Annotated in this window: 10 protein-coding genes and 1 pseudogene; 5 read left to right on the forward strand and 6 right to left on the reverse strand. The window is 71.3% G+C overall.

Going from position 1 to position 11,041, the window contains the following annotated elements; genetic code table 11:
- Both paaB and paaA read right to left on the reverse strand, forming a co-directional pair.
- Positions 1 to 228 (reverse strand): 1,2-phenylacetyl-CoA epoxidase subunit PaaB (gene paaB, locus KBX53_RS09920; RefSeq protein ID WP_210858757.1); only part of this gene is annotated, 228 nt, incomplete at its 3' end.
- Positions 225 to 1,298 carry a 1,2-phenylacetyl-CoA epoxidase subunit PaaA gene (gene paaA, locus KBX53_RS09925; protein WP_030334101.1) on the reverse strand — a complete coding sequence of 358 codons (1,074 nt, stop codon included), beginning with the start codon at positions 1,296 to 1,298 and terminating at the stop codon, positions 225 to 227. The genes paaA and paaB, both read right to left, overlap by 4 nt.
- Positions 1,299 to 1,670: 372 nt before the next feature.
- On the opposite strand from paaA, the gene KBX53_RS09930 reads away from it, so the two are divergent.
- Both KBX53_RS09930 and KBX53_RS09935 read left to right on the forward strand, forming a co-directional pair.
- Entirely contained in the window at positions 1,671 to 2,660 is a 990-nt protein-coding gene (locus KBX53_RS09930) for a hypothetical protein (protein WP_030334099.1), read from the forward strand.
- Positions 2,660 to 3,616, forward strand: coding sequence for a hypothetical protein (locus KBX53_RS09935; RefSeq protein WP_030334098.1), 957 nt, complete (start codon positions 2,660 to 2,662; stop codon positions 3,614 to 3,616). The genes KBX53_RS09930 and KBX53_RS09935 overlap by 1 nt, the downstream gene beginning before the upstream one ends.
- A gap of 66 nt (positions 3,617 to 3,682) precedes the next feature.
- Here KBX53_RS09935 and KBX53_RS09940 read toward each other — a convergent pair whose 3' ends face one another.
- The 3 genes from KBX53_RS09940 to KBX53_RS09950 are packed head-to-tail and all read right to left on the reverse strand — an operon-like array spanning position 3,683 to position 6,597.
- Complete coding sequence (locus tag KBX53_RS09940) at positions 3,683 to 4,534, reverse strand: menaquinone biosynthetic enzyme MqnA/MqnD family protein (RefSeq protein WP_030334095.1); 852 nt, start codon at positions 4,532 to 4,534, stop codon at positions 3,683 to 3,685.
- On the reverse strand, positions 4,486 to 5,970 hold the full coding sequence (locus KBX53_RS09945) for an MFS transporter (RefSeq protein ID WP_210858759.1): 1,485 nt from the start codon (positions 5,968 to 5,970) through the stop codon (positions 4,486 to 4,488). Before KBX53_RS09945 ends, KBX53_RS09940 begins: the two co-directional genes overlap by 49 nt.
- A 42-nt stretch (positions 5,971 to 6,012) precedes the next feature.
- Positions 6,013 to 6,597: a winged helix-turn-helix domain-containing protein gene (locus KBX53_RS09950; protein ID WP_030334090.1), complete on the reverse strand. Its 585-nt coding sequence runs from the start codon at positions 6,595 to 6,597 to the stop codon at positions 6,013 to 6,015.
- 214 nt (positions 6,598 to 6,811) lie between these two features.
- On the opposite strand from KBX53_RS09950, the gene KBX53_RS09955 reads away from it, so the two are divergent.
- Both KBX53_RS09955 and KBX53_RS09965 read left to right on the forward strand, forming a co-directional pair.
- Entirely contained in the window at positions 6,812 to 6,982 is a 171-nt protein-coding gene (locus tag KBX53_RS09955) for a hypothetical protein (RefSeq protein WP_309140739.1), read from the forward strand.
- Between the two features lie 762 nt (positions 6,983 to 7,744).
- Complete coding sequence (locus KBX53_RS09965; protein WP_247675387.1) at positions 7,745 to 10,000, forward strand: AAA family ATPase; 2,256 nt, start codon at positions 7,745 to 7,747, stop codon at positions 9,998 to 10,000.
- Here KBX53_RS09965 and KBX53_RS09970 read toward each other — a convergent pair.
- Positions 9,989 to 10,600: a hypothetical protein gene (locus KBX53_RS09970; RefSeq protein ID WP_030334083.1), complete on the reverse strand. Its 612-nt coding sequence runs from the start codon at positions 10,598 to 10,600 to the stop codon at positions 9,989 to 9,991. The genes KBX53_RS09965 and KBX53_RS09970 overlap by 12 nt on opposite strands.
- Positions 10,601 to 10,802: 202 nt before the next feature.
- On the opposite strand from KBX53_RS09970, the pseudogene KBX53_RS09975 reads away from it, so the two are divergent.
- A pseudogene (locus tag KBX53_RS09975) lies at positions 10,803 to 11,041 on the forward strand (transporter); the annotation flags it as partial.

Consider the following 11,041-nt stretch of genomic DNA (forward strand, 5'->3'; position numbering starts at 1 on the left):
CTTCTCGTCCGGGCTGGACGCGGTGATCGCGCCGGCCGGCACCACCCAGATCGACACGCCCTCCTGACGGCGGGTGTAGAGATCGCGGGCGTTGCGCAGGGCAAGCTCGGCGTCGGGGGCGTGCAGGCTGCCGACGTGGGTGTGCGACAGCCCGCGCCGGGCCCGCACGAAGACCTCCCACAGAGGCGAATGACCTGTCACGCCGGATTGCTCGGCACGCTCGCTCACGCGGCCACCTTCTCCTTGTTCGTCCGCTTCGCGGCGTACGCCGCGGCGGCCTCGCGTACCCAGCTGCCGTCGGCGTGCGCGGCGCGGCGGTGGGCCATCCGCTCGCGGTTGCACGGCCCGTCGCCGGAGATCACCCGCATCAGTTCGTCATAGTCCGGCTGGGTGTAGTCGTACGCCTGCCGCTCGTCGTTCCAGCGCAGGTCGTCGTCGGGGATGCGGACCCCGAGGATCTCGGCCTGCTGGACGCACATGTCGACGAAGCGTTGACGCAGGTCGTCGTTCGAGAAGCGCTTGATCTTCCAGGCCATCGACTGGGTGGAGTGGGTGGAGTCGCCGTCCGGCGGGCCGAACATGGCCAGCGACGGGTACCACCATCGGTCCACCGCGTCCTGCGCCATGGCGTGCTGCTCGGGGGTGCCGTGCGCCAGGGTGTGCAGGATCTCGTAGCCCTGCCGCTGGTGGAACGACTCCTCCTTGCAGACCCGGATCATCGCGCGGGCGTACGGGCCGTAGGAGCAGCGGCACAGCGGCACCTGGTTGACGATCGCCGCACCGTCCACCAACCACCCGATGGCGCCGACGTCGGCCCAGCTGAGGGTGGGGTAGTTGAAGATCGAGCTGTACTTCTGGCGGCCGTCGAGCAGCAGCTGGACCAGTTCGTCGCGGCTGATGCCGAGGGTCTCGGCGGCGGCGTAGAGGTAGAGGCCGTGACCCGCCTCGTCCTGCACCTTGGCCAGCAGGATCGCCTTGCGCTTGAGTGACGGCGCCCGACTGATCCAGTTGCCCTCCGGCTGCATGCCGATGATCTCGGAGTGGGCGTGCTGGGCGATCTGCCGGATCAGCGTCCGCCGGTACGCGTCGGGCATCCAGTCGCGGGGTTCGATCTTCTGCTCGGCGTCGACGACCTCGGCGAAGTACGCCGCCAGGTCCTCGTCCGGCGCGGGCCCGCCCCGCCGCCCGCGCGCCGCCGCTGCCCGCAGCTCCGCCTCGGCGGCCTCGACCTCGCCCAGCAGACCGCCGGGCGCCTCGTCCGGGGCGCTGTTCGGGGCGGAGAAGTCGTTGCCATACATGAGGCTAAGTGTTACAGCTTGCGCCTCGTTGCACCAGGGGGTGTAACAGGAATCCGCGCATCCCATCCGTAGCCGAATGACTGCTTTGCGCGACCTGGGCGGCCTTCCATCGCCGTGACTTGGGCCACGAAACAAAGGTGAACCCCTGCAAAAACCTCATACCGGCCCCATAACTCGCCTTTATCGCAGGTTGCCTAGTGTCGAAGTCTGGCGGTCGGGCGGTCCGGACGTAGACTTCTGCCGGACAACCGATCGGCTGCCGCGCATCGATATCTCCACCGAGGCCACCTCCCCCGGCCTCGGCGATCGCACCCGATTCGTCCCGACGACAAGCCGGTCCCCCCGGCCCTGACACCTGGAGTTCACCCACTCATGCGATCTCGCGTGACCCTGGTGCTCGCCATCACGGCAGTCGTGCTCGGCGGCGTCCTGCTGGTCCCCACCGCGTACGCCCGACTTGCCAGCGACGACAGCGGCGGAGGCGGCGGTGGCGGCACGTCGAGCGTCGCCGCGCCCGCACCCGCGCCACCGCCGCCGCCCACCCTGGCGGCCGGTCCGGTGTCGGTGAGCTTCAAGGGTGACTTCTTCTCCTGGGCCCTGATGGACCGCAAGACGGGCAAGATCTCCGGGTCGTCGAACATGGCCGCGACCAGCTCCACCGAATCGATGATCAAGGCGTGGATCGTCTCCGACTACCTGCGACAGCTCGGTGACAAGGAGCCGCCGGCATCGTTGAAGGAGGCGTCCCGACTCGCCATCGTCGACAGCAACGACAAGGCCGCCAACGCGGTCCACCGGGCTGCCGGCGGGTCCTACAAGGCCTCGTCGAGCAGCGTTCCGGACGCGGTGATCCAGCGGGCGATCAAGATCTGCGGGCTGACCGACACCAAGCGCGGCAACACCAAGCCGTACACCGGCTTCTGGAGCTACACCCGGATGTCTCCCCGCGACGCGGTCCGACTCGGCGACTGCATCGCCGACGGCAAGGCCGCCGGCCCGAAGTGGACGAAGTGGGTGCTGGACCAGATGAGCAAGGTCACGGGCACCACCGCGGCCAAGGACCAGAAGCCCGACTCCGGTGGCGGCCGCTGGGGGATCATCGACGGTCTACCCAAGTCGATCACCTCGCAGGGCCCGGTCAGCATCAAGAACGGTTGGACCCCGATCTACGGCGACGGCAACTGGCACGTCAACTGCCTCGCCGTCACCAGCAAGTGGAGCCTGGCGGTGATGCTGCGCTACCCGATCAGGACCGGCCTGGACTACGGCGCGAAGGTCTGCGCCAGCGTGGCCACCCAACTGGTCACCCCGCAGCCGGGTGCCGCGCTCAAGGTGCCGCAGCAGCCGGTCGGGAAGCTCTGATGGCCGGCACCCGTCGGGGAGACCGGCGTGGCGACGGCGACGCCTCCCCGATGCGGCTGATCGCCATCGCGGTCATCCTCATCGGCCTGGTGCTGGTGTCGCTGCGGTTGCTGCCCGGGTCGCCGTTCGAGTCGTCCGCCGCCGCCAAGTGGGGCGACGCCGGCACCAGCGACCGGCCCACCGGCTCCGGCACCGACCGCAGTGCCCGCCAGCCGTCCGCGCCGTCACCGAGCCCCAGCCCGTCGCTGGAGCCGCTGCCCTTCGCGGCCAAGAATCTCGACCTCGACATCGAGGGCTGGTACGCCTGGAGCGTCCTGGACCGGCGAACCGGAAAAATCATCGGTTCGAAGAACATGGACGAGACCAGCACGACCGCCTCCATGATCAAGGCGTGGATCGTCGCGGACTACCTGCGCCGCGCGGCCGACGCCGGCCAGACCCCGAGCGACGCGAAGCTCGCCGACGCGACCCGGATCATCCGGGACAGCGACAACACCCGGGCCGAGCAGTTCTACAACCTGGTCGGCCGAGACGCCTCGATCAAGCGCCTGATCTCCATGTGCGAGCTGACCGACAGCAGCGTCGCCCCCGACAAGGGCTGGAGCCGGACGGCGCTCTCACCCCGGGACACCGCCCGGATGGGCAACTGCATCGCCACCGGCACCGCCGCCGGGCCGAAGTGGACCAAGTGGCTGCTCAACGAGATGAAGCTGGTTCGTGGCGGCGGCGACTTCGGTATCCGCAAGGCCTTCCCGGCCGCCGAGCAGAAGAAGATCGCCATCAAGAACGGGTGGATCGACCGGACCAGGGAGCAGGAGATGCACATCAACTGCCTGGCCATCGGCGACACCTGGACGATGGGCGTGATGGTCAAGTACCCGATCAACATGGGCTACGACTACGGCATGAAGAACTGCGAGAAGATCACCGAGGCGCTGCTCCGCACCGGCACCTGAGCCGTCCACGCTGACGCCGGCCCGGGCCGCTGCCGACCCGGGCCGTTGGTGCGCCGTCGGCAGGGGTCAGCCGGCGAAGAACTCCGGACCGCCCTCCGGCAGCGCCGGGGCCTCCCCGATCGCGGCGGCCCGTCGGGCCCACTCGCGCAGCCCGGCGACCTGCCGATCGCCGAGGGAGAAGTCGAGGGTCCGGAAGTACGTGGCGAGCGTCTGCGCGTCGAACGTCTCCCAGCGCGCCGCCGCCTCGGCCACCTGGTCCAGCTCCGCCAGGCAGAGGTCCCGGGAGCGCAGGAAAGCCTCGTGCACCTCCTTGACCAGGCCCGGGTGGGCGGCGGCGAAGTCACGGCGGACCGCCCAGACGGCGAAGACCATCGGCAGCCCGGTCCAGTCCCGCCACGCCTGCCCGAGGTCGGTGACAGTGAGGCCCTTCTGCGGCGCCTCGTAGTACGCCCGCAGCGCCACGTCCCCGATCAGCACGGCCGCGTCGGCCTCCAGCAGCATCTGGGTCAGGTCCGGCGGGCACCGGAAGTACTCGGGCCGCACGTTGTACTGCTCGGCGAGCAGCAGTTGCGCCGTCATCACCCCGGTCCGCGAGGTCGAGCCGAGCGCCACCCGCGCGCCGTCCAACTCGTCGAGGGGTCGGGTGGAGACCATGTTGACCGACAGCACCGGACCGTCGCTGCCGACCGCCAGGTCCGGGAGGAGCAGCAGCTCGTCGGCGTGCTTCAGGTACTCCAGCAGCGTGATCGGGCCGATGTCGAGGTCGCCGGCGACCAGCGCCGCACTCAACCGGTCCGGCGAGTCCTTGTGCAGGTCCACGTCGAGCAGGGCACCGGAGCGCATCAAACCCCAGTAGATCGGCAGGCAGTTCAGGAACTGGATGTGCCCGACTCGCGGGCGTGCGATGCGCTCAGCCATGGCCCGACCGTATCCCCGGCGGCGGGCGCCGGCTCGGCGGGCCGGCCCGAAGTGGCCAACCCCGCACTTGACCGGGCAGCTCGGCCGCCTTCCGGGGCGTTGGCCGCTTGTCGACCGCCTGCCGGCGCGTCGGCCGCTCGTCGACCGTCTGCCGGGGCGTCGGTCAGCGACGACCGTCGTACCGCCCGGGTCACGACCGGCACGAAGCCCAGCACCACCAACAACCCGAGCACCCCGGCGCCGGCGATCAGCGGTCGGGGCGGAACGACGGCGAGCAACGCCCCGCCGATCAGGAAGCCCGCCATCGAGCCACCCTGCACCGCCGCGCCGTAGCTGGCGTACGCCCGGGCGCGCATCGCCTCCGGCACCCGCCGAGCGGTGAGCAGGTTGGCGAAGACGTTGTCGCCGCCGTTGGCCGCGCCTCCCACCAGCCAGAGCGGCACCAACACACCTGCCGCCGGCACCGTCGCCGCGAGCAACACCATCAAACTGCACACGGCCAGGGTGGCCAGCACCCCGCGTACCAACGCGCCGTCGTCGTCGAGCCGCCGAGCGAGTCGTACGGCGAGCCAGGTCCCCGGCAGCATGCCGGCCATCCATGCGGCGCTGACCAGGCCGTACGTGGTCGCCGAGCCCTCCAGGGTCTCCCGGATGAAGAAGACCTCGATCACGTTGATGCCGCCGATCGCCGCGATCACCACGGCGGTGCTCACCACCATCACGAGCATCAGCGGGTCGCGGCGCAGCCGCCAGCCGATCTCCGTACCCCCCGGGGTTGTCACGCCGCCCGAGGCGGCCTGGCTGCCCCCGGCGGCGGCCTCGCTGCTCGCGGCGGCGGCGGTCTGGCTGGCGGCGGACCGCCGGCCGCCGCGTCGGGTCCGCAGCAGCAGGCCCGCGACCACCAACGCCAGGTAGGTCGCGGCATCGAGAAGCAGCGGTACGCGGGTGCCGAACTGTCCCACCAGCAGACCGGCCAGCACCGGGCCGCCGAGCGCACCGAGCGAGACGGCGGTCTGACTGATCGCGCTGGCCCGGGGCAGGTCGGCCGGGCGGACCATCGCCGGCAGCAGCGCCGCGAGGCAGGGTTGGGTCACCGCGAGCCCGCAGGCCAGCAGTGCGACGAGCCCGACCACCAGTGCCGGTTGCTCGACGACGGCGAGGAGGGCACAGACGCAGGCCTGCCCGAAACCGACTGTCACCAGCAGGGTGCGGCTGTCCATCCGGTCGGCGAGTCGGCCCGCGAGCGGGGCGAGCACCACCAGGGGCAGGGTGGCGGCGAGCAGCAGGCCCGACACGGCCAGCCCACCGGCACCGGCACCCTGCAGGGCCAGTGCCAGCGCGGTCGCCGCGAGGAAGTCGCCGCAGATGGTGGTGCCCCGGGCAGCGGCGGCGAGCCAGACGTCCGCCCAGCGCGACTCGTCAGTTGCGAAGGACATTCTTCGAAAATAATCCTTCACAACTGATTCATGCAACCCCGCCTATGCCAACGGCACCGTCCGGTACTGCACGGCGACAGTGCGCGCCCCCGGCGGCGGCTCACCCTGCCGCCGTCGCGGGTGGTACGGCCGGAGCAGCGCCAGCACCGCCTCGTTCAACTCGGCCAACTCCTCAGCGGTGAGCAGCACCAGCGTGTCGGTGAACAGCGCCGTGTCGTACCACTCGGCGGGCTCGTCCCCGGCGCGCCGCAACCAGTCCCGGGTCCGCTCCATGGCCCGGACCGCATGCGCCTCCACCAGCGCCTGCTCGGCCGCCCGCGCCTCGGGCCCGGCATCACGGCCCGCCTCGACCAGCACACTCCCACTCGGCACGCGCCACAACCGCTCACGCGCGTCCCCCCGACTCGGCGCCTGCTCGACCAGCCCGAACTTCGCCAGCGCCCGCAGGTGGTAACTGGTGGCGCTCGGCGACAGCCCGACGATCTCGGCACACTCGGTGGCGGTCCCGCCGGCCTCGCGGCTGTTCAGGTACTCCATGATCGCGATCCGCGCCGGATGGGCCATCGCCCGCATCACCTGCGGGTCGCTGATCGTCATCCGGCGCGAATCGGAGCGGGCCTCGGTCATAGGCCCATGATCCCGGCAGACCTTCCAACCTGCCATCACCACCACGTCCCGCTCGGGTCACATGGCGTCTGTCCTTTGCTAGTGAGCAGGCGGATTCGACGGCACGCGCGGCGTGGATCGCTTGGTTCCCCTCATTGATCGACACCGACCCGGAAGTGATCGGCCGCCGAGGTGGTGCGACGGCCACCACATCCGACACTGGGCCGACGGTGGGGTGACGGCGCTGGGCAATGCGGTGCTGCTCTGCGGCTACCACCACCGGCTCATCCACCACGGCGATTGGGCGGTCCGTATCGCGGCGGACGGTCGCCCTGACTTCCTCCCGCCCAGTTGGCTCGACCCGCTGCACACTCCACGTCGCAACCACTACCACCTGCGCTGCTGACGCTGCCGAGCACGCCCACGCCGCCCATGACCGCGACCAGGAACCGCGAACCGCGGCAAGCGGCCAGCGACCCGCGACCCCCGACCCGCGGCCGGTGACCCACGGCCAGCGGCCAGCGGCCCGTGACCCACGGCCCGAGACCCACGGCCCGAGACCCACGGCCAGCGACCCACGGCCAGCGGCCAGCGGCCAGCGGCCACGACGATCCGCCAGTCCCCGCCGCCCAAGCCGCGTCTCCTGTTGATCGACTCGGTTTCCTGAAAGTCGGGGCGTCGCACCGGCTTGGACACCGCGACTTCATGAAAACCGAGTCGATCACGGCACCCACGGCGGTCGCGGTGTGCGAGAGCACGGCGCGCAGCGCGCAGCGCGAGGCGCGAGTACAGCGCGAGGCGCGAGTACAGCGCGCAGCGCGAGGCGCGAGTACAGCGCGCAGCGCGAGGCGCGACGCGGAACAGGGCGGGGGGCGCACGGCGCGGGACCTGATGATCAGTCGGCATCCGACCTCGGCATCACGTCCATCTCGATGCGGTGCTACCCGTCAACGCGTCACTTCGGCGACGTCCGGCGCTGCGACACGCCGTCTCGGATGGGTGGTCGGGTCGGTAATTCGCTGGCTGCGGCGGGCTGGGGAGCGTAGGGTTGCAGGCCGCTTGACGGCCGAGGTGAGCTGCACCGGAACGGGCGTCGTCGCGCCGGGCGGCCGGCCATCCGCCCCCGGACACGCGAGCGCGCAGCAGATGTGAACGATGGGACGTCAGCATGCCCGCACTTGACCTCGACACCCAGCCTGACACCGACCTCGACGCGGACCTGGCCGCCGAACGCGCACACCTGTCCACCTCGCGGGCGGCGTTGGCTCGGATGCGGGCGAGGGCCGAGTCTCTCTTCGCCACCGGTGACCAGGTGGCCGGCGACGCCTACGCGGCCGAGACCCTCGGTCGCACCCTCGCTCGCCGGGTCGCCGAGCTGGCCGACGACCCGACCACACCACTCTTCTTCGGCCGCCTCGACTTCGCCGAGGCCCCAACCGACGCGACCCCAACCAGCGGGACTCCGACCAGCGCGGCAACGACCAGCGCGGCAACGACCAGCGCGGCAACGACCAGCGCGGCAACGACCAGCACGACCCCAACCAGCGCGGCCACCCACAACCGGCCCACGGACAGCACTGCCACCGGCAGCCCGACCACGAGCGACCCGACCGCACCCGACACCACTGATGATCATGAGGGGCGGCGCTATCACGTGGGGCGGCGGCATGTCACCGACGAGCGCGGCGAGCCGCTGGTGCTGGACTGGCGGGCACCGGTCTCCCGCTCGTTCTACCGGGCCAGTGTGCGCGATCCACAGGGGGTGGCGGTCCGGCGACGGTTCGGGTTCAGCAACGGCGTCCTGACCAGCTTCGAGGATGAGCGGCTGGATCGGGGCGAAGAGTTTGGTACGACCAGTCGGATCCTCACCGCCGAGATCGAGCGTCCGCGCGTCGGGCCGATGCGGGACATCGTGGCCACGATCCAGCCGGAGCAGGACGAGCTGGTGCGGGCCGACCTCGCCGACTCGATCTGTGTGCAGGGCGCGCCGGGCACCGGAAAGACGGCGGTGGGTCTGCACCGGGCCGCGTACCTGCTCTATCTGCACCGGGAGCGGTTGCGGCGGGCGGGTGTGTTGATCGTCGGGCCGAACCGGGCGTTCCTGTCGTACATCGCGGCGGTGCTGCCGGCGCTCGGTGAGGTCGAGGTCGAGCAGGCCACGGTGGAGGAGTTGATCTCCCGGGTGCCGGTCCGGGCGGTCGAGGCGCCGGCGGTGGCCGCGCTCAAACACGACGTACGGATGGCCGACGTGCTGCGGCGCGCGGTGCAGGCGCAGATCGGCACCCCGACCGAGTCGATCACCGTGTCGGACGGTTCGTTCCGCTGGCGGATCGGGCTGGAGCCGTTGCACCGGATCGTCGAGGAGACCCGCCGGGAAGGGCTGCCGTACGGCACTGGTCGGGAACGCGTTCAGGCACGGGTGGTGAGCCTGCTGCAACGGCAGGCCGAGGCGCGGCGGGCGGAGTCGCCCAGCGATGCCTGGCTGCGCCGGATGAGCCGCTGCCGGCCGGTGCTCGACTTCCTGGACGCGGTCTGGCCGGCGCTCACCCCGGAAGGGCTGGTGCACGGCCTGTTCGCCGACCCGGCGCGGCTCGCCGCCGCGGCGGACGGGCTGCTCAGCGACGCCGAGCAGGCGCAGCTCGTCTGGGCCAAGCCGGCCCGCACCCCGAAGGCGACCCGTTGGACCGCCGCCGACGCGGTGTTGATCGACGAGGCGACCGGGCTGCTGGAACGGCTCTCCGGGTTCGGGCACGTGGTGGTGGATGAGGCGCAGGACCTCTCCCCGATGCAGTGCCGGGCCATCGCTCGGCGCAGCGAGCACGGCTCGGTCACGCTCCTGGGTGACCTGGCCCAGGGCACCGCGCCGTGGGCGGCGACGGACTGGCGGGAGTCCCTTGCCCATTTGGGTAAGCCGGACGCGGTGGTGGTGCCGTTGACCGTCGGTTTCCGGGTGCCCGCGGCGGTGGTCGCGTTCGCGAACCTGCTGCTCCCGGCGCTCGCTGTGGACGTACCGCCGGCCGAGTCGCTGCGCCGCGATGGCGGCCTGGACGTGCGTACGGTGACCGACCTGACGTCGGCGACGGTGGCCGAGGTGCGGGCGGCGCTCGCGCACGACGGCTCGGTCGGTGTGATCGCCGCGGACGACGCTGTCGACGGCCTGCGCGCGGCGCTGGCCGAGGCGGGTGTCGAGACCGCGACCGCCGACGATGTGGCGGCCGCGGAGCGGGTCACGGTGGTGCCGGCGACACTGGTCAAGGGCCTTGAGTACGACCATGTGGTGGTGGTCGAGCCGGCGGCGATCGTCGCGGCCGAGCCACGCGGGCTGCACCGGTTGTACGTGGTGCTCACCCGGGCGGTGTCCCGGCTGGCGGTGCTGCACGTTGCGCCGCTGCCCGCCCCGCTCGTCGGCGGGTCAGCCGGCTGACAGGACCGCCGCGATCTCCCGCAGCGGGCGGCCGGATTCGGCCATCGGCACGTGGAACGACAGCCACGAACCGTCGGCGAAGTCGAGCCGCAGCCGCTTCCAGTTCAACCGGTACCTGCCGAACCGGGCGGTGACGGAGGTGCGCGGCACCGACCCGAGCAGTTCGATGTCGGCCTGCGCCCGTTCGTCCGCCGACGAGCGGGAGAGCAGGCCGACGGGTGCTGTCGCACCGAGCAGCAGTCGCTGGTCGGTGACCCCCAGCACGAGGTGACGGATGCCGAAGCCCTTCGTCGCCACGGTCACTGCATGGTGCAGCTCGGATGCCCGGGAGTCGGGTTGGCCTCGACCTCCGACACCGAAGAAGAGCCAGTCGACGGCGCTGTCCGCCCGACCGAAGGTGATGTTCGGTGAGAGCACGGTGAGCAGGACACCCAGAAAACTCGGCCGACCGGCGGCGGGTGGCGCCGACGGCAGTGCCGGCGGAGCCGGGGTCAGCCCACCGCCCGCTCGGACCTTGGCCACCGCGCGCACCCGCTCGTCGGCCGGTAGCAGTCGGCTGAACCCCTCGGCGTACCGCGCCTGACTTTCGTCGTCAGTCACCAGGGCCCCCTCGTGCTCGACGATGTCCGCCGCAGTGTCCGGCTCAACGCTCGGGCTTGCCACGGACCCTCCCCTGTGGCCTGTGCGACGGATCAGCCTGTCGCCGCGACTCCTCACCATAGGCACTGCTCGCCGCGACCGAAGTCCCCACCTGTCGTGATGGTGACATCCGGCCTCGACGTGGTACCGTAAAGTAGTTTGCGTGGACCTAGACGATGATTCACCACCCACCGACGCCGCAGCGGCGCTGCGGCTGATCCAGGACCAACGGTCGGCGACGGCACGCCGGCTCGATCCCGATGCCCGCCTGCTCTACTGGCCGTGGGGTGTCGCCTGGCTGGGTGGCTTCGGGCTGTTCTTCCTGCGGTTCGCCCCCGGCGACCGTGCGCTTGTCGACCAGCCGAGCTGGCTGCCGCTGACCGTCCTCTTCGTGCTGCTCGC

The organism is Micromonospora sp. M51, assembly GCF_018070305.1.
Taxonomy (GTDB): Bacteria; Actinomycetota; Actinomycetes; order Mycobacteriales; family Micromonosporaceae; genus Micromonospora; species Micromonospora parva.

Bases quoted from the DNA above. Each gene is read 5' to 3' on its own strand.
- paaA (WP_030334101.1), bottom strand. From the start codon at position 1,298: ATGTATGGCAACGACTTCTCCGCCCCGAACAGCGCCCCGGACGAGGCG.
- KBX53_RS09930 (WP_030334099.1), top strand. From the start codon at position 1,671: ATGCGATCTCGCGTGACCCTGGTGCTCGCCATCACGGCAGTCGTGCTC.
- KBX53_RS09935 (WP_030334098.1), top strand. From the start codon at position 2,660: ATGGCCGGCACCCGTCGGGGAGACCGGCGTGGCGACGGCGACGCCTCC.
- KBX53_RS09940 (WP_030334095.1), bottom strand. From the start codon at position 4,534: ATGGCTGAGCGCATCGCACGCCCGCGAGTCGGGCACATCCAGTTCCTG.
- KBX53_RS09945 (WP_210858759.1), bottom strand. From the start codon at position 5,970: ATGTCCTTCGCAACTGACGAGTCGCGCTGGGCGGACGTCTGGCTCGCC.
- KBX53_RS09950 (WP_030334090.1), bottom strand. From the start codon at position 6,597: ATGACCGAGGCCCGCTCCGATTCGCGCCGGATGACGATCAGCGACCCG.
- KBX53_RS09965 (WP_247675387.1), top strand. From the start codon at position 7,745: ATGCCCGCACTTGACCTCGACACCCAGCCTGACACCGACCTCGACGCG.